Below are 23,912 nucleotides of genomic sequence, written 5' to 3'. Positions count from 1 at the left end.
GGGCACTTGCCCGTCCGGCGGCAGCCGGAGATCACTGCTCGCGCAGCGGGATCGACACGTACGACGGGTCGTTCGCAGGCGAGGAGAAGGTCAGCTGCGCGCCGGTCGGGTTGTGCTCGATGTAGAGCGGGTCGACCGTGTCGACGACCAGGGCGAGACGATGCCCTGCCGGGACGTCGTAGGCCGTGGAGAACAACTCCAGGTCCACACCGAACGGCTGGCCGGGCGTCTGCCCGTGCCAGGTGTACGGCGCGTTGCTGACCAGCTTGCCGAGGCCGAGCGGGCCCACGTCGTAGAGGTATGCGACGAGGGTGCCGCTCTCCTTGGTGTCCGTGACCGTTGTATGCAACTTCACGGTGCCGCGCACCTGTTGGGCGCTCGTGTACTTCCCCGACTGCCATACGGCGGCCCAGCGGCGGGGGAGGAGGGGAACGGCGGCCACCGGAGGTACCTGCGCGACCTGGTCGAGGATGCTGGACAGGAAGACGATCCCGCCGTCCGCGCCCGAGTCGACGTTGGTGTGGATGGTGGTCGTGCCCGCGAGCTCGATCTTCTTCCGCGTCGCACCGACCGACTTCCAGTCCGGGTAGCCCTCGTAGCCGCCCGTGGAACGGGACTTGAGCTCCACGGGGTCCTCGTGGTCGATCCCGTTGTTCTCGCCCTTGAGGTAGTGGTCGAACCAGCGCTCGGTGTCCGTCCACACGTCGTTGGGCAGCCCGAACAGTCCGGTCAGCTCGGCGGTGGCGTGGTCGCCGGGGCGGAGTTCGAGCCGCTTGGGGCCGGTCAACTCACCGTAGAAGTGGGCTATTTGGTTGGGCGGGAAGATCGTGTCGCCCCAGGCGTTGGCGAGCATGATCGCCGCGCCGTTCTTGTTGATCTGATCGAGGTAGGTCGCGGGGGAGCGTTCCTTGCCCCAGTCGATCAACTCCTGTTCCTTGGACAGGTCGGAGGTGAAGAAGTCCTTGAAGACCTGGCTCGTCTCCGCGCTCGGCCGGCCGGTGACGAGGCCGACGCCGTCCAGCAGGGCGGTCGCCTGGGAGTGTTCGGTGCGGCCCGAGTAGATGGAGTCGATCAGGTCCGCCCAGCCGCTGAGTGAGGCAACTGCCTTGATCCGCTTGTCGTGTGCCGCCGCGAGCAGGCTGATGCCGGCGCCGTACGACACGCCCGCCATGCCGATGTGCCCGGCGTCGGACGGGGTGTTGGCGAGCGCCCAGTCGATCACCTTGGACGCGTCGGCCACGTCGGCCGGGCCACCGACCTCTATCCCGCCGCCGGACTGCCAGAAGCCGCGGACGTTGTAACTCACGACGACATAGCCGGAGTTCGCGAGCTTCTCGGCCTGGGCCAGGTACTGGACCTGGGGGAAGCCCCAGCTCGTGGGCAGGACGAGGAGGGGATAGCGGTGCGAGCCGTCGGCGTCCGCGGGCGTGACGACGTTCGCCGCGAGCTTCGTACCGCCGTCGCCCGCGATGTCGACGAAGCGGACGCCGTTCGTGGCGGCCTGGGCGGCGGGGGCGAGCCCGAGGACGCCTCCGGCGACGAGAGTCGCGGAGACGGCGACCGCGGCGGTCGTACGCAGGGACTGGCGACGGTTTCGCACGGGTCACTCCTCACACGTGTCAATGCAAAGTGACCCGACGGTAACCGCAGCCCTTTACTTGAGGTAACCCGTGAGTAAGTTACGTGCCAGTAACGATTGTTGAAGTGTGCGTGACCTCAGGAGGCGCGGTGCGAACTTCGTGGTGCCGGTGCGGGCAGAGGGGTCTCCGCGGCCCGCGTCACATCGGCGACCAGCTCCACCACATCGGGGCCGTACGCCTGCGAGTTGACCACCTTCAGCAGCAGGACGAAGGTGTTGCCGCCGTGTTTGCGGGCCAACTTCTCGTGGTTGCGGGCGAGATAGCGGGTCGCCGCCTGATTGGTGATCGCGCGCTGGCCGCAGAAGAGGAACACCGGCCGTGCGCCGCCGAGTTGACCGGCAGTGAGCCGGGCGAGAAGGACGTACTCGCCCTTGCCGGGCTCAAGTCGGTAGCGCTCGCTGCCTATTTGGAACGCGCCCCGGTCCGGTCCCGGCTCGGCGTCGACGTTGACGCGGATGCCGGGCAGCAGGGACGCCAGATGCGCGGCCATCCGGCGGTTGGAGGCCGGGCCGCCGACGCAGAACTCGGTGCGTTCGCCGAAGCCCTGCTGGGCCGCGTCGTGCGCGACGACCTGGGCGTGCGCGTTGCAGTCCTTGATCAGCGCGGCGAGTTCGAGGAGCGCGAACACGTCGTGCCGCATCACCGTGAGTTCGGGGCCGCCCGCCTCGCGGTTGACCACGAGCAGCGACTCGGAGTTGTCGGGCAGCCCGAAGAACGCCTGCTTGCGCCGGAGTCTGCGCTTCCACAGGTAGGTGCGGGCGAGCCAGCCGAGCGCGGCGCTGAGGCCTCCGGCGACCACGCCCAGAACGATGTTGCGCACGTCGTCATTCATGGGCGCGCATGTTAGCGGCCCGATGTGGCTGGTACGTACCGGTGTTCGACGTGTGACGTTCGTGTGGCGGCGGCCGGAAGCGGTCTGTCGGGGTCCGTGCCAGGTGGATACGCTGCGCGGACGGTTCTGGACTGGAGGTACGGATGCGTCGCCCTGTGGCACGGAAACTGTCGGTCCTGGCGGTCTCGGTCGCCGTGGTGTCGGTCGGGGCCGCGGCCCCACCCGCCGCGACGAGCAGCAGCACACCGACGAAGGTTCCGGTCGCCGTCGGCTACGGCGGCGCCGTGGCGAGCGTCGACGCGGACGCGACCGCGGCCGGTATCGCGGTCCTGAAGAAGGGCGGCAACGCTGTCGACGCGGCCGTCGCCACCGCCGCCGCGCTCGGTGTCACCGAGCCCTACTCCTCCGGCATCGGCGGAGGCGGCTACTTCGTCTACTACGACGCCAAGTCCCGTAAGGTGCACACCATCGACGGCCGCGAGACCGCCCCGCTGACCGCCGACTCCAACCTCTTCGTGGAGAACGGCAAGGCCCTCGCCTTCGCCGACGCCGTCAGCAGCGGCCTCAGCGTCGGTACCCCGGGCACGCCCGCCACCTGGCAGACGGCCCTCGACCAGTGGGGGAGCGAGAAGCTCGGTACGGTGCTCAAGCCCGCCGAGCGGATCGCGAGCGACGGTTTCACGGTCGACGACACCTTCCGCACCCAGACGGCGGCCAACGAGACCCGCTTCCGCTACTTCCCCGACACCGCCAAGCTGTTCCTGCCCGGCGGCGCGCTGCCGGTCGTCGGCTCCACCTTCAAGAACCCCGAACTCGCCGCGACGTACAAGGAGTTGGGCAAGAAGGGGATCGGCGACATCTATCGCGGCGCCCTCGGCAAGGACATCCTCGCCACGGTGAACCAGCCGAAGGTGGACGCGAGTTCCGGCTGGAACGCCCGCCGCGGCAAGCTGTCGGCCCAGGACCTCGCGGCCTACCGCGCCAAGCTCCAGGCGCCCACGAAGACGACGTACCGCGGACTCGGCGTCTACTCCATCGCACCCTCATCCTCCGGCGGCACGACCGTCGGCGAGGCCCTCAACATCCTTGAGAAGACGGACCTTTCGAAGGCCGGCGAGGTCCAGTACCTGCACCACTACATCGAGGCCAGCCGGATCGCGTTCGCCGACCGGGGACGCTGGGTCGGCGACCCCGCCTTCGAGGACGTACCGACGAAGGAACTCCTCTCGCAGAAGTTCGCCGACTCGCGCGCCTGCCTCATCAAGGACGACGCGGTGCTCACCAGCCCGCTGGCGCCCGCCGACCCGCGCAACCCGACGGCCTGCACCGCCACCGGGACGGCCGCCCCGACGACCTACGAGGGCGAGAACACCACCCACCTCACCGTCGCCGACAAGTGGGGCAACGTCGTCTCCTACACGCTCACCATCGAGCAGACCGGCGGCAGCGCGATGACCGTGCCCGGCCGCGGCTTCCTGCTCAACAACGAGCTGACCGACTTCTCCTTCACCCCGGCCAACCCGGCCGTCCACGACCCGAACCTCCCGGGTCCGGGCAAGCGCCCGCGCTCGTCGATCTCGCCGACGATCGTCCTCGACAAGCACAACAAGCCGGTCGTGGCGCTCGGTTCACCCGGCGGCGCGACCATCATCACGACCGTGCTCCAGACCCTCACCGAGTTCCTCGACCGAGGGCTCCCGCTCGTGGACGCGATCGCCGCACCCCGCGCCAGCCAGCGCAACGCGGCCAACACGGAACTCGAACCGGCCCTGTACAACAGCGACTTGAAGACCCAGCTGCAGGCCATCGGGCACTCCTTCACCCTGAACCCGGAGATCGGCGCGGCGACGGGCGTGCAACGGCTGCCGAACGGCGAGTGGTTGGCCGCCGCCGAGAAGGTTCGTCGGGGTGGCGGCTCGGCGGCGGTGGTCAGTCCGGCGCCGTAGACGGTGAGTCGGAGGCGGGCGGCGGCGGTTCCGCGCGGAACGCGAGCCGCCCGTCCTCGACGTCCACGCTCACCCGGCCGCCTTCGGTGATCCGGCCGTCGAGGAGCAGCCGGGACAGCTGGTTGTCGACCTCGCGCTGGATGGTGCGGCGCAGTGGCCGGGCGCCGTACTCGGGCTGGAAGCCCTGCCGGGACAGCCAGTCGACGGCGGGGTCCGTGAACGCGACCGTGATGCCCTGCGCGTGCAGGAGACGGCGGGTGCGCTCCAGCAACAGCTCGGTGATCAGCCGGAGTTGCTCGGCGGTGAGCTGACGGAAGACGACGATCTCGTCGATGCGGTTGAGGAACTCCGGGCGGAAGTGCTCGCGCAGCGGGCGCAGGATCTGCTCGCGCCGCGCCTCCTCGTCCGCGTCGGCGCCACCCGGGCCGAAGCCGATGCCGGCCCCGCGCCGGGTGATCGCCTCGGAGCCCAGGTTGCTGGTCATCACGATCACCGTGTTGGTGAAGTCGACCGTGCGGCCCTGGGCGTCGGTCAGCCGGCCGTCGTCCAGGACCTGGAGCAGGATGTTGAAGACGTCCGGGTGCGCCTTCTCGACCTCGTCGAGGAGCAGCAGTGAGTACGGGTGGCGGCGTACGACCTCGGTCAGCTGGCCGGCCTCCTCGTGGCCGACGTAGCCGGGCGGGGCGCCCACGAGACGGCTCACCGTGTGCCGTTCCTGGTACTCGCTCATGTCGAGGCGCACCATCCGGTCCTCGCTGCCGAACAGGGCCTCCGCGAGAGCGCGGGCAAGTTCCGTCTTGCCGACGCCTGTCGGGCCCAGGAACAGGAAGCTGCCGATCGGCCGGTCCGGGCTCGCCAGCCCGGCGCGGGAACGCAGCACCGCGTCCGACACGACCCGGACCGCCTCTTCCTGGCCGACGACCCGCCGGTGCAGATGCTCCTCCAGACCGAGCAGCCGGTCCTTCTCCTCCGCGGTGAGACTGCTCACCGGGATACCGGTCTGCCGTGACACCACCTCGGCGATCGCGTCACCGGTGACCTCCAGGTGCTGGCCCTCGTCACCTGTGTCCTCGCCGCCGGCCTCCGTCAGCCGCACCTTCAACTCGGCGATACGGTCCCGGAGTCGGGTCGCCTTCTCGTAGTCCTCGTCGGCCGCCGCCTGGTCCTTGTCCCGGGCCAGCTGCTCCACCTCGCGCTCCAGGGACCGTACGTCCGTACCCTTCGTACGGGCCCGCAGCCGTACCCGCGCGCCCGACTGGTCGATCAGGTCGATCGCCTTGTCGGGCAGGCGGCGGTCGGTGAGATAGCGGTCGGACAGTTCCACGGCCGCCACCAACGCCTCGTCGGTGTACCGGACTTGATGGTGCGCCTCGTAGCGGTCGCGCAGTCCGCGCAGGATCTCGATCGCATCCGCGACGGTCGGCTCGGGCACCAGGATCGGCTGGAACCTGCGGGCCAGCGCCGCGTCCTTCTCGATCCTGCGGTACTCCTCCAGGGTCGTGGCACCCACGATGTGCAACTCGCCGCGCGCGAGGGCCGGTTTGAGGATGTTGCCGGCGTCCATCGAACCGCTCTCGCCGCCACCGCCCGCGCCGACCACGGTGTGCAATTCGTCGATGAACACGATCAGTTCGTCCGAGTGGGCGCGGATCTCGCCGACGATGTTCGTCAGCCGCTCCTCGAAGTCGCCCCGGAAACGGGTGCCCGCGACCACGCCCGTCAGGTCGAGGGCGACCACCCGCCGCCCGGTCAGCACGTCCGGCACGTCGCCGTCCGTGATGCGCTGGGCGAGCCCCTCCACGATCGCGGTCTTGCCGACACCGGCGTCGCCGATCAGCACCGGATTGTTCTTGCCGCGCCGGGACAGCACCTCGATGGTCTGCTCGATCTCCTCGTCGCGGCCGATCACCGGGTCGATACGGCCCTGCCCGGCCAGGTCGGTGAGATCGCGGCCGTACTTGTCGAGTGTGGGGGTGCCGGTGGGGCGCGGCTGGTCCGTGCGCGGCAGTGCGCCGTCGGGTGCCTCCGGCGGCAGGCCCGTGGGGGCGAAGCGGGCCGCGTTCAGGATGTGTCCGGCGGCGGAGTCCGGGTTCGCGGCGAGCGCGCCCAGGACGTGCTCGGGCCCGATGTAGCCGGCGCCGCCCGCCCTCGCCAGGTCGTGCGCGTCCAGGAGGGCGCGTTTGACGGCCGGGGTGAGGTTGAGGGACGTGCCCTCCGGGGCTTGGACCGGGCCCGAGCGCTCGTCGATCTCTGCCGCCAGGGAGTCGGGGTCCGCGCCGGCCCGGGTGAGGAGGCCACGGGTCGGCTCCGCGGACAGGGCGGCGCGGAGCAGGTGTTGTGTGTCCAGGTCGTGGCTGCCGTGTTCTGCGGCGTACTGGGCGGCGCCGCGGACGAGGTCCCTCGCCGGTTGGCTCAGCAGGCGGCCTATGTCCACGTGGCGTGGACCTGGGCGGGCGGCTCCTCCGAAGAGCCTGGCGAGGAAGTCTCCGAAGGGGTCGTTCTCGGGGGATATGTAGCCGCTGGTCATCAATCCACCATGGCACGGACCACTGCGCTGGGCATGTGCGGTTTGGGTGCGTTATGTCTGCGGCTGCGTTGTGGCTGGTCGCGCAGTTCCCCGCGCCCCTTGAAAGCGCTCAGCGTGCCGTGAGGATCCTTGGGCCGTCCTCCGTGATGGCCACCGTGTGTTCCACGTGTGCCGCCCTCGACCCGTCGTTCGTTCGGAGGGTCCAGCCGTCGGGTGCCTCGTGGTAGCCGTCCTTGCCGCTCGCGATCAGCATGGGCTCGATCGCGAGGGCCATGCCGTGGCGGAGGGGGAGGCCGCGGCCCGGGCGGCCCTCGTTCGGGACGCCGGGGTCCTCGTGCATCTGGCGGCCGATGCCGTGGCCGCCGAAGCCCTGGGGGATGCCGTAGCCGGCCGTACGGCAGACCGTGCCGATCGCGTGGGCGATGTCGCCGATGCGGTTGCCCACGACGGCCGCCGCGATGCCTGCCGCGAGGGCGCGCTCGGCGGTGTCGATCAGACGTACGTCGGCGGGGCGCGGCGTGCCGACGATGAAGGTGATGGCCGAGTCGCCGGCCCAGCCGCCCAGCTTGGCGCCGAAGTCCATCGAGACCAGGTCGCCGTCGCGCAGCCGGTAGCCGTCCGGGATGCCGTGCACGATCGCGTCGTTCACCGAGGCGCAGACGACCGCCGGGAACGGGGTGGGTGCGAACGAGGGGCGGTAGCCGAGGAAGGGTGAGGTCGCGCCCGCCGCGCGCAGCACGTCGTGCGCCAACTCGTCCAGTTCCAGCAGGGATACGCCCACGTCGGCGGCCTCCTTCACGGCCGTGAGGGCGCGGGCCACGACCTGGCCCGCCTCGTACATCGCATCGATAGACGTGTCCGTCTTGAGTTCCACCATGCCAATTACTATACCGGTATTAGAATGACGGCATGGTACGCACCCCTCTCACCCCCGAAGAGCGTGAACGCGGCGAACGGCTCGGCCGGCTGCTCCGCGAGGCCCGTGGTGGCCGGAGCATGACGGACGTGGCGGCGAACGCGGGCATCTCGGCGGAGACCCTCCGTAAGATCGAGACCGGCCGGGCTCCCACGCCCGCCTTCTTCACGGTCGCCGCCCTCGCCGACGCGCTCGGGCTGTCCATGGACCAACTCGTGGTCAGGTGTGCGCCGTTGGCGGCCTGAATCGGGTGTCGGACACGGCGGATGCAGCGGAACGCGGCGGGCGCACAGGGGGGAGGCGTAGGCTCCGAACTCTCTGCGCCCGGCTCGAAAAGCTTCCGTAGCCGCGTCGTAACACAAATGGTGTTTTCTACGGACCGGAGCATTCCGGTCTGGCGGGAGTTGGAGCATGGCTGTGGATCAACTCCCCGGACAGGTGCGGGAGTTCGCGAACTACCTCGACCGGCTGCTGGCGCGCCTCGACCAGGGCGGCGGCTGGTGCGGGGTGTTCTGGCAGCGCGATCCCGATGGTATGCAGGCCTGCCTGGGCGGCCGTGAGATACCGCCCTGGGACGTGGTGGAGGCGCTGCTCCAGGACCTCGCTGCCGAGTACGGCCCCGGTGTCGCCGCCCAGGAGAAGGAACGGGCCCGCGCCCTGCACGCGGCGGCCCTCGCCGCGTTCGACGCCCGGCCCGGCAGCCGGGACGCCCTCGGCGACCGGCTCGACGTGATGCTCCGCGAGCAGAAGTACGCCGCCGAACGGCAGGCGGAACTGGGGCGGTTGCTCGGCTCCGCCACCACGCAGGAGGAGGCCGACGCGCTCCGCCTCGACCTCGCCTGGGCCCACGACGACCACGAGCGCGCCACCGCCCGCTGCGCCGAACTCCGCGCCCGCATCCAGGAGTTGGACAACCGGGTCCACCTCAGGGGTGGCGGGGCGGTCCACCGCGACCGGCACGGCAACGTGTTCCGGGTCGACGACACCTTCCAGGACCAGGAGGGCCGGTCCGGCGGGGAGGACCCGTACGGCAACGGCCCGGCCCCGCACCGCCTGCCCCGCCAGCGCGACACCGAACAGACACCCGGCGCCGGAGCGCAGAGCGGCCACGGCGGCCCCGACAGCACCGGCCGGGCCTACGGCGGCCCCGATCCCCTGCGCCATGACGAGGGCGTCCGTGAGGCGCGCCGCGGCTACGGCCTGGCGGACACCGGAACCCGGCCCGCGTCCCGCGACGACAGGACCCCCGACGCGCGACGAGGCTACGAGGACTTCGAACGCGCCAACCCCGGCTACGGCAGCCCGGCCCCCCTGCGGGACGACTTCCCGGGCCCCGCCGCCACTCCCGCGCCCGAGCCCTCCGGCTGGCCCGCGCCCGAGGCCGCGCGGTCCGCCGCCTTCGACCCCGCACAGCCCACGGCCCCCGAGCCCGCGCAGTCCCCCGACCCCGACCCGGCACCCGCCTCCGCCCCGACCCCCAAGCAGCGCAAGCGCCGCCGAGGCAGCGCCCGCTTCGCCGGTATGGCCGAGGGCGACACCGCCGCCCCGGCCCCGGGCCCCGCGGCGGCCGTACCGGATCTGCCGGCCCCCGCGTCCACCGCCCGCCGCACCCCGCGCGGGGCCCGGTTCGCCGGGGCCGCGCGGCCGGCGGAGCGGGCGCAGCCGAAGCGGGAGGCGCTGGACGCGGAGGCGCGGCAGGCCACCGTGGAGGCCGTGCAGCGGCTCGTGGGGCTGCGGCGGGAGGGCCGTAGCGGCGAGGCGCACGCACTGCTCGCCGAGGCCGCGTACTGGCCCGCCGCGCGCTTCCCGCTGCTCGCGGCCGAGCTGCAGCGCGCCGGGCTCGGCGCGGACTGGGCGACGCTGCTGTGGGAGGCCGCCTCGCTGCCCGCCGACCGACTGGTCGGCGCGGCGGACGCGCTGGTCGCGGCGGGCCGTACGGCGGACGGCGAGCAGATCCTGCGGCAGGGCGTGGCCCGCCCGGCCGAGGAGATAGGCGACGCCGTGCTCGCGCTGGCCGCCGAGGGCCGCCGCCGCGAGATCGGCGCCCTGCTCGACGCCTACGTCCGGGTCCGCACCCCCGAGGAGGCGGCCCGCAGCGTCGCGGCCGACCCCCAGCAGCTAGTGCCGCTGCTGGTGGAGGCCGCCCAGGGCGTCTCGGACGAACGCCACTGGGACCTCGTCCACGCCCTGCGGGTCGCGGGCTTCACTGCCTGACTGGCTGGGGCCGGACACCGCTGAGCCCGCCCTTCGGGCGGACGGCGGGAGTGCGGCGACCGGCCCCAGGCTCGCCCACCGGAGTGTGAAACGCGATCGACTCCGCGGGTTAACGACGATGGTCTTGGCAAGGCTCCTCCGGAGGCTTACGTTCATCCCTCTACGGCCTTTGTCTACGGGCGTAGAGGCGCTGACGTCCCGTCGAAGGAGCAGCTCATGGCCAACGTCGTACGCGCCGCTCTGGTCCAGGCCACCTGGACCGGCGACACCGGGTCAATGGTGGCGAAACACGAGGAACACGCCCGCGAGGCGGCCCGCCAGGGCGCCAGGATCATCGGGTTCCAGGAAGTGTTCAACGCCCCCTACTTCTGTCAGGTCCAGGAACCGGAGCACTACAACTGGGCCGAGCCGGTGCCCGACGGGCCGACCGTGCGTCGTATGCAACAGCTCGCGCGCGAGACCGGCATGGTGATCGTCGTCCCGGTCTTCGAGATCGAGCAGGACGGCTTCTACTACAACACCGCGGCCGTGATCGACGCCGACGGCACCTTCCTCGGCAAGTACCGCAAGCACCACATCCCGCAGGTCAAGGGCTTCTGGGAGAAGTACTACTTCAGGCCGGGCAACGCGGGCTGGCCCGTCTTCGACACCGCCGTCGGCAAGGTCGGCGTCTACATCTGCTACGACCGCCACTTCCCCGAGGGCTGGCGCCAGCTCGGCCTCAACGGCGCCCAGTTGGTCTACAACCCGTCCGCCACCTCGCGCGGTCTCTCCGCCTACCTCTGGCAGCTGGAGCAGCCCGCCGCGGCCGTCGCCAACGAGTACTTCATCGCCGCGATCAACCGGGTTGGACAGGAGGAGTACGGGGACAACGACTTCTACGGGACGTCGTACTTCGTCAACCCGCGAGGCCAGTTCGTCGGCGACGTCGCCAGTGACAAGGACGAGGAACTCGTCGTCCGCGACCTGGACTTCGGGTTGATCGAGGAAGTCCGCCAGCAGTGGGCGTTCTACCGCGACCGTCGTCCCGACGCCTACGAAGGGTTGGTGCAACCGTGACCAAGGATCTGCTGGGACGGCACAAGGCCGTGCTCCCGGACTGGCTCGCCCTCTACTACGACAACCCGCTCGAGATCACGCACGGCGAGGGCCGGCACGTCTGGGACGCCGAGGGCAACAAGTACCTCGACTTCTTCGGCGGCATCCTCACCACCATGACCGCGCACGCGCTCCCCGAGGTCACCAAGGCGGTCAGCGAGCAGGCCGGGCGGATCCTCCACTCGTCCACGCTCTACCTCAACCGGCCGATGGTCGAACTCGCCGAGCGCGTCGCCCAGTTGTCCGGCATCCCCGACGCCCGCGTCTTCTTCACCACCTCGGGCACCGAGGCCAACGACACCGCCCTGCTGCTCGCGACCTCGTACCGGCGCAGCAACCAGATCCTGGCCATGCGCAACAGCTACCACGGCCGCTCCTTCAGCGCGGTCGGCATCACCGGCAACCGCAGCTGGTCCCCGACCTCGCTCTCCCCGCTCCAGACGCTGTACGTCCACGGCGGCGTGCGCACGCGCGGACCCTACGCCCAGCTGTCCGACGCCGAGTTCATCGCGGCCTGCGTGGCCGACCTGAAGGACCTGCTCGGTCACGTCCGCCCGCCTGCCGCCCTCATCGCCGAACCCGTCCAGGGCGTCGGCGGGTTCACCTCCCCGCCCGACGGCCTGTACGCGGCCTTCCGCGAAGTGCTGGCCGAGCGGGGCGTGTTGTGGATCGCCGACGAGGTGCAGACCGGCTGGGGCCGCACCGGCGACCACTTCTGGGGCTGGCAGGCGCACGCCCAGAACGGTCCGCCGGACATCCTCACCTTCGCCAAGGGCATCGGCAACGGCAGCTCGATCGGAGGTGTCGTCGCCCGCGCCGACATCATGAACTGCCTCGACTCCAACAGCATTTCGACCTTCGGCGGCACCCAGATCACCATGGCGGCGGGCCTCGCCAACCTCACCTACCTGCTGGAGCACGACCTCCAGGGCAACGCCCGGCGCGTCGGCGGCCTCCTCATCGAGCGGCTGAGGGCCGCAGCGGCGAAGCATCCCGGCGTACGGGAAGTGCGCGGACGCGGACTGATGATCGGTATCGAGCTGGTGAAACCGGGCACCGACGAGGCCGATCCGCAGGCCGCCTCCGCCGTGCTCGAAGCGGCCCGCGAGGGCGGACTGCTGATCGGCAAGGGCGGCGGACACGACACCAGCGCCCTGCGCATCGCCCCGCCGCTGTCCCTCACCGTCGCGGAGGCCGAAGAGGGCGCCGCCATCCTCGAACGGGCTCTGGCGAGCACGCAGTAGCAGTAGTACGAGCAAGGGAACATCGTCATGGCCACCACCCTGGACACCCTGGAACCCGCCCTGTCGGTCCGTCAGGTCCTCGCCCTGGAACGGGTTCTGGCCGGGGAACCCGAGGTGGTGGCCGGCGCGAGCCAACTCGACCGCGCCGTGCGGTGGGTGCACGTCGCCGAGGCCGCCGATGTCGGCGTGATGCTCAGCGGCGGCGAGATGATCCTCACCACCGGCGTCCTCCTCGCCGGTGACGAGGGCGCCCAGGCCGAGTACATCCAGTCCCTGCACCGCGCGGAGGCATCAGCCGTGGTCCTCGGTCTCGGCCGCGCCTTCCCCGCCCCGCCGGACGTGATGCGCCGTGCGGCCGAGCGGTGCGGGCTGCCCATGGTGGTGCTCCACCGGCCCTTCCCCTTCGCGGAGTTGACGGAAGAGGTCCAATCCCGGCTGGTACGGCGGAAGTTCGCCGCCGTCAGCCTCTCCGAGGCCGTACGGACCGCGCTCACCGGACTCATCACCGCCGGCGCCCCGCTGCAGAGCCTGCTCGACGAGGTCGCCGCGCACAGCGCCTGTCCCGTGGTCGTCACCAACCTCGCCCACCGAGTCCTCGCCACGGCGGGGGAGCGGTCCGCCGTCGACGACGTGCTGCGCGACTGGGAGCGCATCTCCCGGCAGGCCGGCGGCAGCGAGGGCGACGGCTGGATCCGCGCCGAACTGGGCGGACGCGGCGAGCGCTGGGGCCAGATCATGCTGTGCGGCCACCGCGGCGACACCGCCACCGGACGCCTCCTCGCCGACCGCGCCGCCGAGGCCCTCGTCCTGCACCGCATGCTCGGCGGCTCCGCCCACACCTGGGAGGAACAGTCCGCCCAGAGCCTGCTCACCGACCTGGCGAGCGGAGTCGTACCGGCACGGCAGCTCCTGCCGCGCGCCCGTGCGGCCGGACTCCCCGTCAACCGGCGCACCTTCGTGCCGATGGTCGTGCGGGACGGCGACTCGGCCCAACTCGACCGAGTGCTAAGGCTGTTGGGGCTGCCCGGACTCGTCGCCGAACTGGCCGACGGTGTCACCGCGGTCCTGCTCAGCCTGCCCCGGGACCAGGACGCGGACGCCCTCGCCGCACACTTCGCCAGCCGGCTGCGCACCGAGTCGGGGGCGTTGAAGGCGGTGGTGGCCGCCGCCGGGCAGCGCACCGTCTGGGACGACGTGCCCGCCGGACTGCGCGAGGCACAGCACGTCGCCGACGCCGTGGCCGACTCCAGCGACGCCCTCGAACTCCCCACCGTGGTACGCCTCAAGGACGTCCATCTGCGCGGCCTGGTCCGGCTGCTCAGGGACGACCCGCAGGTGCAGTCGTTCGCCGAGCGGGAGCTGGACGGGCTGCTGTGCGCCGCCGACGAGGACCTGCTCGCCGTACTGCGCACCTATCTGGCCACCGGCCGCAACAAGTCGCGCACCGCTCAGCTCCACCACGTCTCACGGCCCGCGCTGTACCGCCGGCTGGAGGCGATAGAGGGCCGGCTCGGGGTGGACCTCGACGACTTCGAGCAGGCCGCGTCGGTACACATCGCGCTCCTCGCGCACGACGCGCAACAGGGGTGAAACATGGGACTACCTGCGAAAACGGCGGTGAAACATGCGGCCACGACAGGGTGACACCGTGGAACGCCGAGCGTCCGCAGACGTGACACCGTGCAACTCAAAGACGACTTCCGGACTTCCTAGGCTCCTCGCACACCCAGCGACCGGAGGTCCCGATGAGCACAGTGATTCGTGCCGCTCTCTTCCAGACAGCCTGGACGGGCGACAAGGAGTCCATGATCCAGGTCCACGAGCAGGCGGTCCGCGACGCGGCCGCGCAGGGTGCTCAAGTCCTGTGCTTCCAGGAGCTGTTCTACGGACCGTACTTCTGCCAGGTCCAGGACAAGGCGTTCTACGAGTACGCCGAGGCGATCCCGGACGGCCCGATCGTCAAGCGCTTCCAGGCGCTCGCCAAGGAACACGGCATCGTCCTGGTCCTGCCGATGTACGAGGAGGAGCAGCCCGGCGTCCTCTACAACACGGCCGCCGTGATCGACGCGGACGGCTCCTACCTCGGCAAGTACCGCAAGCACCACATCCCCCAAGTCCCCGGATTCTGGGAGAAGTTCTACTTCCGGCCGGGCAACAGCGGCTGGCCGATCTTCGACACCAAGGTCGGCAGGATCGGTGTCTACATCTGCTACGACCGGCACTTCCCGGAGGGTTGGCGCGCCCTCGGCCTCGCCGGTGCCGAGATCGTCTTCAACCCGTCGGCGACCTCGCGCGGCCTGTCGGCCTACCTGTGGCAGCTGGAGCAGCCGGCCGCCGCTGCCGCCAACGAGTACTTCGTCGGCGCCATCAACCGGGTCGGTGTCGAGGAGCTCGGCGACAACGACTTCTACGGCACGACCTACTTCGTCGACCCGGAGGCCCAGTTCGTCGGCGAGGTGGCCAGCGACAAGGAGCCCGAACTGGTCGTCCGCGAACTGGACTTGGCGAAACTGCGAGAGGTCCGCGACCGCTGGCAGTTCTACCGCGACCGCCGCCCGGACGCGTACGGCCCGTTGACCGCACCGTAAGACACGCAGGATTCCCGCCGGCCCCCGGGGAGCGAAGCTCCTCAGGGGGCGCGGGGAACTGCTCAGCCAGCCCCCACCGACCCGCACCAGACCACAATCCAGCGGAGTCAAAACAATGAGCACCCGTACCGTCATCCGCGGCGGCCTAGTCATCACCGCGTCCGACGAACTCCACGCCGACGTCCTGATCGAAGACGGCCGCATCGCGGCCCTCGCCACCTCCGGCACCCCGACGGCCGACGCATGGACCGCCGAGCGGGTCATCGACGCCACCGGGAAGTACGTCATCCCGGGCGGGGTCGACGCCCACACGCACATGGAGATGCCGTTCGGCGGTACCAAGGCCGCCGACACCTTCGAGACCGGTACCCGGGCCGCCGCCTGGGGCGGTACGACGACCATCGTCGACTTCGCGATCCAGAGCGTCGGCGGCGCCCTGCGCGAGGGCCTCGACGCGTGGCACGCCAAGGCCGAGGGCAACTGCGCCATCGACTACGGCTTCCACATGATCGTCTCCGACGTCAACGAGGACACCCTGAAGGAGATGGACCTGCTGGTCGAGGAGGGCGTGACCTCCTTCAAGCAGTTCATGGCCTACCCGGGCGTCTTCTACAGCGACGACGGCCAGATCCTGCGGGCCATGCAACGCGCCGCCGACAACGGCGGGTTGATCATGATGCACGCCGAGAACGGCATCGCGATCGACGTGCTGGTCGAGCAGGCGCTCGCGCGCGGTGAGACCGACCCCCGCTACCACGGCGAGGTCCGCAAGGCCCTCCTCGAAGCCGAGGCCACCCACCGCGCGATCAAGCTCGCGCAGGTCGCCGGTGCCCCGCTCTACGTCGTGCACGTGTCCGCGATGGAGGCGGTCGCCGAGCTGGCCAAGGCGCGCGACGAGGGGCTCCCTGTCTTCGGCGAGACCTGTCCGCAGTACCTGTTCCTCTCCACCGACAACCTCGCCGAGCCCGACTTCGAGGGCGCGAAGTACGTGTGCAGCACGCCGCTGCGCCCCAAGGAGCACCAGGCCAAGCTGTGGCAGGGCCTGCGCACCAACGACCTCCAGGTGGTCTCCACCGACCACTGCCCCTTCTGTTTCGTGGGCCAGAAGGAGCTCGGCAGGGGCGACTTCTCGAAGATCCCCAACGGCATGCCGGGCGTCGAGAACCGCATGGACCTGCTCCACCAGGGCGTCGTCGACGGGTACATCAGCCGCCGCCGCTGGATCGAGATCGCCTGCGCCTCCCCGGCGCGGATGTTCGGCCTCTACCCGAAGAAGGGCACCATCGCCCCGGGCGCGGACGCCGACGTAGTCATCTACGACCCGCACGCCGAGCAGACCGTCTCCGCCGAGACGCACCACATGAACGTCGACTACTCGGCCTACGAGGGCAAGCGCCTCACCGGCCGCGTCGAGACCGTCCTCTCGCGCGGCGAACTCGTCATCACCGAGCGGGAGTACACCGGGCACGCGGGCCACGGCGTCTACACCCCGCGCTCCACCAGTCAGTACCTCAACTAGGAGTGGCGCACATGGACTTCGGACTCGTCCTGCAGACCGACCCGCCCGCCTCGCGGGTCATCAGCCTGATGAAGCGCGCCGAGCGCAACGGCTTCACCTACGGCTGGACCTTCGACTCCGCCGTGCTGTGGCAGGAGCCATTCGTGATCTACAGTCAGATCCTGGCCAACACCACGAAGTTGACGGTCGGCCCGATGGTCACCAACCCGGGCACCCGCACCTGGGAGGTCACCGCCTCCACCTTCGCCACCCTGAACGACATGTTCGGCAACCGCACGGTCTGCGGCATCGGCCGCGGCGACTCGGCGATGCGTGTCGCGGGCCGCACCCCGAACACCCTGGCCCGGATCAGCGAGGCCATGAAGGTCATCAGGGCGCTCGGTTCCGGCCAGGAGGCGGACCTCGGCGGCACGGTCATCAAGTTCCCCTGGGCCAAGGAGGACGCCCGACTCCCGGTCTGGATGGCCGCGTACGGTCCCAAGGCGCTGAAGATGACCGGCGAGGAGGCCGACGGCTTCATCCTCCAGCTCGCGGACCTCTACCTCACCGAATACATGGTGAAGGCGGTCAAGGACGCGGCCGTCGCCGCCGGACGCGACCCGTCCGAGGTCAAGATCTGCGTCGCCGCCCCGGCCTATGTCACCGAGGACGACTCGCCCGAGGCGCTCGCCCACGCGCGCGACCAGTGCCGCTGGTTCGGCGGCATGGTCGGCAACCACGTCGCCGACCTCGTCTCCAAGTACGGCGAACACTCCGCCGCCGTACCCGACGAACTCACGGACTACATCAAGGCCCGTGAGGGGTACGACTATTCGCACCACGGCCGTGCCGACAACCCCGACACCGCCTTTGTCCCCGACGAGATCGTCGACCGGTTCTGCATCATCGGATCGGCCGAGAAGCAGATCGAGAAGCTCAACGCCCTGCGCGAGCTGGGCGTCGACCAGTTCGCCGTCTACGACATGCACGACGCGCAGGAGGCCACGATCGACGCCTACGGCGCGACGGTCATCCCGGCCGTCAACGCCTGACGCGCTCACGCACCACCGCTCAACTCCCCCTCCCCCCACTCCAGTTCTCCTCCTCCCCACCGTCCTGGGGAGGAGGACCGGAGCCCCCGCACGGCCTTTCCGGACCCACCTCATTGATTGGCCTGCCCATGACCGACACCGCTCCCACGGCCATAGAGCCGACCGCTCAAGTCACCCTCGCCGACGGGCGGGTGGAGATCGCCCCAGGATCCCCGCAGCCCAGCGGGCCGTACGCCAACGACGATCTGCTGCCGGTTCCCGTCGAGAAGCGCACCTGGACCACGTACAACTTCTCCGCGCTGTGGGTCGGCATGGCCCACAACACGGCCTCCTGGACCCTGGCTTCGGGGCTCATCGCCGTGGGCATGGACTGGAAGCAGGCGGTGTTCACCATCGCCCTGGCCAACCTGATCGTGCTCGTGCCCATGCTGCTCACCGGGCACGCGGGACCGAAGTACGGCATCCCCTTCCCGGTCTTCGCGCGTGCCTCCTTCGGTGTGCGCGGCGCCAACCTCCCCGCCGTGGTACGGGCGTTGGTGGCCTGCGGCTGGTTCGGCATCCAGACCTGGATCGGCGGTGAGGCGATCTTCTTCCTCGCCGGCAAGCTGATCGGGGACAGCTGGGCCAACGCCTCGCAGATCGGCGGGTACGCCTGGACGATGTGGCTGTCGTTCGCGCTGTTCTGGGCGCTCCAAGTGGCCATCATCTACCGGGGCATGGAGACGATCCGCCGCTTCGAGAACTGGGCGGCGCCCTTCGTGCTCGTCGGCGCGTTCGTGATGCTGTGGTGGATGAGCAGCAAGGCCGGCGGCCTCGGCCCGCTCTTCGACCAGCCCTCCAAGCTGGGCTGGGGCGGCAGCTTCTGGAAGCTGTTCTGGCCCTCGCTGATGGGCATGATCGGCTTCTGGTCCACGCTGTCGCTCAACATCCCCGACTTCACCCGCTACGGCAAGAGCCAGAAGGCCCAGACGTGGGGCCAGGCACTCGGCCTGCCCACGACCATGACACTGTTCGCGTTCCTGTCGGTGCTGGTCACCTCCGGTTCGCAGGCCGTCTACGGCAAGGCGATCTGGGACCCGGTGCAGCTGGCCGCCAAGACGGACAACGTGGTCGGTCTGCTCTACGCGCTGGTGACCGTCCTGGTGGCGACCCTGTCCGTGAACATCGCGGCCAACCTGGTCTCGCCCGCCTTCGACTTCTCCAACATCGCGCCCCGGAAGATCAGTTTCCGCTCCGGCGCCCTCGTCACCTGTGTCCTCGGTGTGCTGATCTTCCCCTGGAAGCTGTACTCCGACCCGCAGGGCTACATCTTCACCTGGCTCGGCCTGGTCGGCGGTCTGCTCGGCACGGTCGCCGGCATCCTCATCGCCGACTACTGGATCCTGCGCCGCGGCAAGCTCGACCTCACCGACCTGTACAGGGCGGGCGGCCGTTACTGGTACGACGGCGGCTGGAACTGGCGGGCCGTCGTCGCCTTCCTGGTGGGTGGTGTACTTGCAGTCGGCGGCGCGGACTTCCACCCGCTGATCGACGGCCGTCCCATCCCGGCCCTGTCCTCGCTCGCCGACTACGGCTGGGCGGTGGGCCTCGGCACATCGATGGTCCTGTACGTGGTCCTGACGCTGCTGACCCGGAAGGAGCCGGCACCGACGGAACCGGCGCCCCTCGAGGCGTAGCACTCGTCGTGTCGGAGGGCGCCGGGGCTATCTGGCCTTGGCGCCCTCCAGCGCGGTCACCGCTTCCTTCGCGGCCTTGATCGCACCCTTGTTGATGACGTCCGTGCTCGGCGCCTTCTTGTTCTCGAAGTCGCTGCCGTTGTAGGTGATGGTCACCAGCGCGTTGCCCGCGCGGACGACGACCGTGCCCTCACGCGTCTGCTGCTTGTCCTCTGTGGTGAGGTTCACGATGGAGTAGGCCGCGTCACCGAGCCCCGGCACCACCCCGCCGCCGCTCTTCTCCGTAATCGTCTCGGTGTACGACTTTTTCGCCGCTTCATCCGATTCCGTGATCTCGTACGACACGTCGAGCCAGCGGTAGTCGTACCCCTTGAGCGCGTTCCACGAGCAGGTGCGGCGCACCTTCGTGTCCGTGGACGGGATCTCCTTGCCGGCCGTCTTCGCGCCCGGAACCAGTGACTTGAGCGTCGCCGCCGTCACACTCCCGCACGGGGCGGGGGACGTGGAGTACGCCTTGGCCGCGGGCGCCGTCGACGGGGCCGAGGACCCGGACGGGGTGCCGGAGTCGGGCGTCGACTTGTGATCGGCGGTCGTCGTCGCGGCGAACGGACCGGACGTCAGGGCCCAGCCCATCGCGGCGAGCACGACGACCGGCGACAGACGCGCGGTGAGAGCGAGCGGCAGAGGAAGAGAACGCAAGTCGCACTTCTCGTGGGGGAAGGGTGCGGAGCGGGTCCGCACTGCGGACGGGGACGCCAGTGTCACATGACTCCCTGTGAGGCGGAAGTACGAACTCGCTCCGTGCCCGTGCGGTGACAGTGCCAGACTGCGGGCGCGTTGTGTGTCCTCTTATGTCCATCCGTCAGGCGCGAGCGGCGGGCACGCGCATCGTCGTCTCGATCCGTTCGACGGCCGCGAACGCACCGTATGCCACGAGCCGCACGAGACTCGCGTCACTGTCCGACGGCTCCCGCCAGGCGGCCACGTCCTCCTCCGTGATCCGGTACGGCGCGAGCGCGGCCAGCACCGCCAGGCGCGCCGCCGGCCGCTCCCGCCGGTTCGGGAAGCCGCGCAGCACGACCGGCGGATGCCCCCCGTCCCAGGCCCACAGCGTCTCTCGTACGAGGGTCAGGTCGTCCGCGTCGAGCAGGTCCGCGCCTGCGAGCGCCGCCGTGCGCAGGGCGTCGTAGGCCGGACCCACCGGGGTTCCGGCCGCCCAGTCCGGGCCGGGGCCCGGCGTGTCGAGCAGGGGGAGCGCCGCTCCCGGTACGGCACTGCGGCGTACGGTGCGGGCCACGCTGCGGCCGGCGAGGCTGCGTACGGCCCGGAAGCGCTGGGCGTTGCCCGGCAGGAGCTGTTCGGTCAGCAGGGCCGACACGATGCGGTTGATGAAGTGGAAGGCGAGGGCGGTGCCGAGGTAGGCGGGTGCCTGCTCGGGCGGGAACGGGTACGGGGCCAGGGCCGCGCCCGGGACCCGGGTGCGGCGGCCCCAGTCGAGCACGCGCGCGTGCTCCGCGTTCTCCGGTGTGCCGCCGCGCGCCAGGTGCTCGGCGAGGGCGTGGTCGCCGGTGGCGTGCAGCAGGACGGTGTGCGCGTCCGCGCAGAACGGGCACTTGTTGGCGAGCGAGACACCGAGGGCGGCCAGCTCCTTACCGGTGCGGCTGCCGGTGCCCGCGATGAGCGACTCGCGCATCAACGCCCAGGCGGGGGAGAGGAGTTCGGGCACGGAGGACAGGACCACGAAGGTCGGGGGCCGTTCGATCCCGAAGTCGACGGCGATCTGCTCGAAGACCTCTGCGGTGCGGCCAGTGGCGGACTTCGGCGACGGGGGCCGGGTGTGACGGAAAGGTGTGGACATGGCAGCAGCGTGTGCCGCCCGGATGCCTCCGGTCGTCGTACGGCCGAAGGGAGTTGACGCTGCGTCGGCCGGGTGGTGCGGGCCCGGAAAGTACTGCGTGGGGAGTAGTCCAGGAGTTGTCCACAGGGCTGACGCCCGCGTCGGCGTGGCGGTCTACTGTGCGGTCATGAGCGGGTACCCGGTCGATGCGACCCCACGCAGGCGCCTCGCCGACGCCTCCCTCGCGGTCGTGATCGGCGCCCTCGTCATGACCGTCGCCGCCTTCGACGTGGACACGACCGCCGTCGACTACGTGCTGATCGCCCTCGCCTCGGCGGCCCTGGCGTTCTACCAGACGGCTCCGCGCGCGGTCCTCGCCGTGGCCACGGTGGCGGAGGCGGCCTACGTCCTGCACGCCCACCCGGGGCCGGTCGCCGGTCTGCCCGTGCTCGCCGCCATGCACATGGCGGCCCGGGTGGGGCACCGCGGCTGGTCGGCCGGGGCGGGCGGGCTGTTCCTGGGCGCGTACCTCGCGACGGGACCCACGACCCAGCAGGTGGTCGAGCGGACCGCGCTCATCGCCGGCTGGTTCCTCTGTGCGGTGGTCACCGGCCTCGCCGACCGCAACTGGCGGGCTTATCTGCGCCAGACGGAACAGCGCGCCCTGGAAGCCGAACGCACCCGCGAAGAAGTCGCGTTGCGCCGCGCGGGCGAGGAACGCCTGCGCATAGCACGGGAGTTGCACGACTCCCTCACCCACAGCATCTCGATCGTCAAGCTCCAGGCGGGCGTCGCCGTCCACCTCGCCCGCAAGCGCGGCGAGGAGGTGCCGCCCGCGCTGCTCGCCATCCAGGAGGCGGGCGGCGAGGCGATGCGGGAACTGCGGGCCACCCTGGAGATCCTGCGCACCACCGAGGAGCCCACCGGCACCCCCGAGCTGCTCGTCGAGCGGGCCTGCGCGGCCGGTCTGGCCGTCGAACTCGCGGTGACGGGCGAGCAGCGCCCCCTCGCGGCGACGGTCGACCGCGCGGTGTACCGCATCGTCCAGGAAGCCCTGACCAACGCGGCCCGGCACGCGGGCCCGGCCAAGGTCAGCGTCCAACTCGACTACGGCGACGAGGACTTGACGATACGGGTGGAGGACGACGGGACGGCCGACCCCGCCTGTCCGCCGGAACCGGGCATCGGACTCACCGGCATGCGCGAACGCGTCACGGCGTTGGGCGGCACCCTGCACACCGCACCGCGCGCGGAGGGCGGCTTCGCGGTACGGGCCGAACTGCCACTGGGGAAGGCGGGATGATCCGGGTCGTGGTCGTGGACGACCAGGCGCTGATGCGCGCGGGCTTCCGCGCCCTGCTCGACGCCGAGGACGGCATCGAGGTGGTGGGCGAGGCGGCCGACGGCGAACAGGGCGTCGCCCTCGTCCGAGCACAGCTGCCCGACGTCGCGCTGATAGACGTACAGATGCCGGTGATGACGGGCATCGAGGCGACCCGCCGCATCGCCGCCGACCCCGCGCTCGCCGCGGTCCGGGTCGTCATCCTCACCAACTACGGCCTGGACGAGTACGTCTTCGAGGCGCTCCGGGCGGGCGCCAGCGGCTTCCTCCTGAAGGACACCGATCCGGCGGACCTGCTCCAGGCGATCGGAATCGTCGCCGGCGGCGAGGCACTGCTCTCCCCGTCGATCACCCGCACGCTCATCGGCGAGTTCGTGTCCCGGCCTCCCGACCGCTCCACCGCCACTGGCCTGGAACACCTCACCCGCCGCGAACGCGAGGTCACCGCCCTGGCCGCACGCGGCCTCACCAACGAGGAGATCGCCGCCCACATGGTCATCAGTCCCTTCACGGCGAAGACCCACATCAGCCGGGCCATGACCAAGCTCGGCGCCCGGGACCGGGCCCAACTCGTCGTGTTCGCCTACGAGTCGGGGCTGGTGACAGCCCGCACGCCGGAATCCCGTTGCGAGCCGGGCACACCGGATCACACCCTGGAGCGGTGACCGAGACGACACGAGCGCAGGACCCCGCCGTCCGTGTTCGCGAGGAGATCCTCGCCTACTACGCCGAGGGCAACGAGGACGGCCGCCTCAGACAGGGCTCCGACCGGCTGGAGTTCTGGCGGACCCAGGACGTACTGCGGCGCCTGCTGCCCCCGGCCCCCGCGAAGGTGCTGGACGTCGGCGGCGGCAGCGGCATCCACGCCGAGTGGCTCGCGCGGGACGGGTACGCGGTCGAACTCGTCGACCCCGTACCGCTGCACGTGGAGCAGGCGGGCAGGCTTCCGGGGGTCACCGCCCGCGCCGGGGACGCCAGGGCACTGCCCGCCGAAGACACGTCGTACGACGTGGTGTTGCTGCTGGGGCCGCTCTACCACCTGCCCGAACGGGCCGACCGCGTAAGCGCGTTGAGCGAGGCGCGTCGGGTGGTGCGGCCGGGTGGGCTGGTGGTCGCGGCGACCATCAACCGGTTCGCGGGACTGCACGACATGCTCAGGCAGGAGATGTACTTCATCGACGTGCACCGCGAGCGGATCGACCGCGAGATGGAGGAGGGACGCCACGACTCCGAGGACGGCGGCCACTTCACGACCGCCTACTTCGCCCGACCCCACGAGGCCCCCGAGGAGTTCGCGGAGGCCGCACTCACCGTCGACGGTCAGTACGGCGTCGAAGGCGTCGCCTGGCTGATGGGCGGCATCGAGGACTGGCTGGACGACCCGGACCGCCGCGAGGCCGTCCTGAAGGCCAGCCGTCACATCGAGTGCGAGCCCACCCTGCTGGGTACCAGCGGCCACCTCCTCACCGCGGGCAGACGGCCCCGCTGACCGCACGCCTCGC

General features: G+C 70.7%; 19 protein-coding genes. 13 read left to right on the top strand and 6 right to left on the bottom strand.

Annotation, left to right across the window (positions count from 1 at the left end; all coding sequences use genetic code 11):
• Window positions 1-31: 31 nt before the first annotated feature.
• Window positions 32-1,600 carry an alpha/beta fold hydrolase gene (locus tag AB0I51_RS33400; protein ID WP_362981670.1) on the bottom strand — a complete coding sequence of 523 codons (1,569 nt, stop codon included), beginning with the start codon at window positions 1,598-1,600 and terminating at the stop codon, window positions 32-34.
• A 116-nt stretch (window positions 1,601-1,716) separates the two neighbouring features.
• A complete protein-coding gene (locus AB0I51_RS33395; RefSeq protein ID WP_362981668.1) occupies window positions 1,717-2,472 on the bottom strand; it encodes a hypothetical protein in 756 nt (251 codons plus the stop codon).
• 143 nt (window positions 2,473-2,615) lie between these two features.
• Here AB0I51_RS33395 and ggt point away from each other — a divergent pair, with 143 nt between their 5' ends.
• Complete coding sequence (gene ggt / locus AB0I51_RS33390; protein ID WP_362981666.1) at window positions 2,616-4,418, top strand: gamma-glutamyltransferase; 1,803 nt, start codon at window positions 2,616-2,618, stop codon at window positions 4,416-4,418.
• Here ggt and AB0I51_RS33385 read toward each other — a convergent pair.
• Window positions 4,402-6,945: an ATP-dependent Clp protease ATP-binding subunit gene (locus AB0I51_RS33385; RefSeq protein WP_362981664.1), complete on the bottom strand. Its 2,544-nt coding sequence runs from the start codon at window positions 6,943-6,945 to the stop codon at window positions 4,402-4,404. The two genes, ggt and AB0I51_RS33385, sit on opposite strands and share 17 nt — an antisense overlap.
• 109 nt (window positions 6,946-7,054) lie before the next feature.
• Window positions 7,055-7,822 (bottom strand): type I methionyl aminopeptidase, encoded by a 768-nt coding sequence (gene map / locus AB0I51_RS33380; protein ID WP_362981662.1) that lies wholly within the window; start codon window positions 7,820-7,822, stop codon window positions 7,055-7,057.
• 32 nt (window positions 7,823-7,854) lie between these two features.
• On the opposite strand from map, the gene AB0I51_RS33375 reads away from it, so the two are divergent.
• From AB0I51_RS33375 to AB0I51_RS33335, 9 genes are all read left to right on the top strand, one after another.
• Window positions 7,855-8,106 carry a helix-turn-helix transcriptional regulator gene (locus AB0I51_RS33375; protein WP_362981660.1) on the top strand — a complete coding sequence of 84 codons (252 nt, stop codon included), beginning with the start codon at window positions 7,855-7,857 and terminating at the stop codon, window positions 8,104-8,106.
• A gap of 166 nt (window positions 8,107-8,272) precedes the next feature.
• Window positions 8,273-10,075, top strand: coding sequence for a hypothetical protein (locus AB0I51_RS33370; RefSeq protein ID WP_362981658.1), 1,803 nt, complete (start codon window positions 8,273-8,275; stop codon window positions 10,073-10,075).
• Window positions 10,076-10,291: 216 nt separating this feature from the next.
• Complete coding sequence (locus AB0I51_RS33365; RefSeq protein ID WP_362981656.1) at window positions 10,292-11,134, top strand: nitrilase-related carbon-nitrogen hydrolase; 843 nt, start codon at window positions 10,292-10,294, stop codon at window positions 11,132-11,134.
• Window positions 11,131-12,417: an aspartate aminotransferase family protein gene (locus AB0I51_RS33360; protein WP_362981654.1), complete on the top strand. Its 1,287-nt coding sequence runs from the start codon at window positions 11,131-11,133 to the stop codon at window positions 12,415-12,417. Before AB0I51_RS33365 ends, AB0I51_RS33360 begins: the two co-directional genes overlap by 4 nt.
• A gap of 27 nt (window positions 12,418-12,444) precedes the next feature.
• Window positions 12,445-14,007 carry a PucR family transcriptional regulator ligand-binding domain-containing protein gene (locus AB0I51_RS33355; protein ID WP_362981652.1) on the top strand — a complete coding sequence of 521 codons (1,563 nt, stop codon included), beginning with the start codon at window positions 12,445-12,447 and terminating at the stop codon, window positions 14,005-14,007.
• Window positions 14,008-14,162: 155 nt separating this feature from the next.
• On the top strand, window positions 14,163-15,005 hold the full coding sequence (locus AB0I51_RS33350; protein ID WP_362981650.1) for a nitrilase-related carbon-nitrogen hydrolase: 843 nt from the start codon (window positions 14,163-14,165) through the stop codon (window positions 15,003-15,005).
• Window positions 15,006-15,120: 115 nt separating this feature from the next.
• Entirely contained in the window at window positions 15,121-16,524 is a 1,404-nt protein-coding gene (hydA, locus tag AB0I51_RS33345) for a dihydropyrimidinase (protein ID WP_362981648.1), read from the top strand.
• A gap of 11 nt (window positions 16,525-16,535) precedes the next feature.
• Window positions 16,536-17,555, top strand: coding sequence for a TIGR03842 family LLM class F420-dependent oxidoreductase (locus AB0I51_RS33340; RefSeq protein ID WP_362981646.1), 1,020 nt, complete (start codon window positions 16,536-16,538; stop codon window positions 17,553-17,555).
• 128 nt (window positions 17,556-17,683) lie between these two features.
• Window positions 17,684-19,231 (top strand): NCS1 family nucleobase:cation symporter-1, encoded by a 1,548-nt coding sequence (locus AB0I51_RS33335; protein ID WP_362981644.1) that lies wholly within the window; start codon window positions 17,684-17,686, stop codon window positions 19,229-19,231.
• Window positions 19,232-19,258: 27 nt separating this feature from the next.
• Here AB0I51_RS33335 and AB0I51_RS33330 read toward each other — a convergent pair whose 3' ends face one another.
• Both AB0I51_RS33330 and AB0I51_RS33325 read right to left on the bottom strand, forming a co-directional pair.
• Complete coding sequence (locus AB0I51_RS33330) at window positions 19,259-19,930, bottom strand: hypothetical protein (RefSeq protein ID WP_362981642.1); 672 nt, start codon at window positions 19,928-19,930, stop codon at window positions 19,259-19,261.
• A 163-nt stretch (window positions 19,931-20,093) separates the two neighbouring features.
• Complete coding sequence (locus tag AB0I51_RS33325) at window positions 20,094-21,089, bottom strand: carboxymuconolactone decarboxylase family protein (protein WP_362981640.1); 996 nt, start codon at window positions 21,087-21,089, stop codon at window positions 20,094-20,096.
• A gap of 166 nt (window positions 21,090-21,255) precedes the next feature.
• On the opposite strand from AB0I51_RS33325, the gene AB0I51_RS33320 reads away from it, so the two are divergent.
• Genes AB0I51_RS33320 through AB0I51_RS33310 form a run of 3 tightly spaced genes read left to right on the top strand, consistent with a single transcriptional unit; the run spans window position 21,256 to window position 23,899 of the window.
• Window positions 21,256-22,371: a sensor histidine kinase gene (locus AB0I51_RS33320; RefSeq protein WP_362981638.1), complete on the top strand. Its 1,116-nt coding sequence runs from the start codon at window positions 21,256-21,258 to the stop codon at window positions 22,369-22,371.
• Window positions 22,368-23,075, top strand: coding sequence for a response regulator transcription factor (locus tag AB0I51_RS33315; RefSeq protein ID WP_362981636.1), 708 nt, complete (start codon window positions 22,368-22,370; stop codon window positions 23,073-23,075). Before AB0I51_RS33320 ends, AB0I51_RS33315 begins: the two co-directional genes overlap by 4 nt.
• Window positions 23,072-23,899 (top strand): class I SAM-dependent methyltransferase, encoded by an 828-nt coding sequence (locus AB0I51_RS33310; protein ID WP_362981634.1) that lies wholly within the window; start codon window positions 23,072-23,074, stop codon window positions 23,897-23,899. The genes AB0I51_RS33315 and AB0I51_RS33310 overlap by 4 nt, the downstream gene beginning before the upstream one ends.
• The last annotated feature ends 13 nt before the right edge of the window (window positions 23,900-23,912 follow it).

Origin of the sequence: Streptomyces sp. NPDC050549, assembly GCF_040655035.1 — a bacterium.
GTDB lineage: Bacteria > Actinomycetota > Actinomycetes > Streptomycetales > Streptomycetaceae > Streptomyces.
Note: the sequence above shows the minus strand (reverse complement) of the source record. Positions and strands in the feature narration are given on the sequence as shown.

What these genes read in the sequence shown, in the direction of transcription:
- AB0I51_RS33315 (WP_362981636.1), top strand. Translation starts at nt 22,368, where the DNA reads ATGATCCGGGTCGTGGTCGTGGACGACCAGGCGCTGATGCGCGCGGGC.
- AB0I51_RS33335 (WP_362981644.1), top strand. Translation starts at nt 17,684, where the DNA reads ATGACCGACACCGCTCCCACGGCCATAGAGCCGACCGCTCAAGTCACC.
- AB0I51_RS33375 (WP_362981660.1), top strand. Translation starts at nt 7,855, where the DNA reads ATGGTACGCACCCCTCTCACCCCCGAAGAGCGTGAACGCGGCGAACGG.
- AB0I51_RS33370 (WP_362981658.1), top strand. Translation starts at nt 8,273, where the DNA reads ATGGCTGTGGATCAACTCCCCGGACAGGTGCGGGAGTTCGCGAACTAC.
- AB0I51_RS33320 (WP_362981638.1), top strand. Translation starts at nt 21,256, where the DNA reads ATGAGCGGGTACCCGGTCGATGCGACCCCACGCAGGCGCCTCGCCGAC.
- AB0I51_RS33325 (WP_362981640.1), bottom strand. Translation starts at nt 21,089, where the DNA reads ATGTCCACACCTTTCCGTCACACCCGGCCCCCGTCGCCGAAGTCCGCC.
- map (WP_362981662.1), bottom strand. Translation starts at nt 7,822, where the DNA reads ATGGTGGAACTCAAGACGGACACGTCTATCGATGCGATGTACGAGGCG.
- AB0I51_RS33395 (WP_362981668.1), bottom strand. Translation starts at nt 2,472, where the DNA reads ATGAATGACGACGTGCGCAACATCGTTCTGGGCGTGGTCGCCGGAGGC.
- AB0I51_RS33340 (WP_362981646.1), top strand. Translation starts at nt 16,536, where the DNA reads ATGGACTTCGGACTCGTCCTGCAGACCGACCCGCCCGCCTCGCGGGTC.
- hydA (WP_362981648.1), top strand. Translation starts at nt 15,121, where the DNA reads ATGAGCACCCGTACCGTCATCCGCGGCGGCCTAGTCATCACCGCGTCC.
- AB0I51_RS33385 (WP_362981664.1), bottom strand. Translation starts at nt 6,945, where the DNA reads ATGACCAGCGGCTACATATCCCCCGAGAACGACCCCTTCGGAGACTTC.
- AB0I51_RS33365 (WP_362981656.1), top strand. Translation starts at nt 10,292, where the DNA reads ATGGCCAACGTCGTACGCGCCGCTCTGGTCCAGGCCACCTGGACCGGC.
- AB0I51_RS33355 (WP_362981652.1), top strand. Translation starts at nt 12,445, where the DNA reads ATGGCCACCACCCTGGACACCCTGGAACCCGCCCTGTCGGTCCGTCAG.
- ggt (WP_362981666.1), top strand. Translation starts at nt 2,616, where the DNA reads ATGCGTCGCCCTGTGGCACGGAAACTGTCGGTCCTGGCGGTCTCGGTC.
- AB0I51_RS33350 (WP_362981650.1), top strand. Translation starts at nt 14,163, where the DNA reads ATGAGCACAGTGATTCGTGCCGCTCTCTTCCAGACAGCCTGGACGGGC.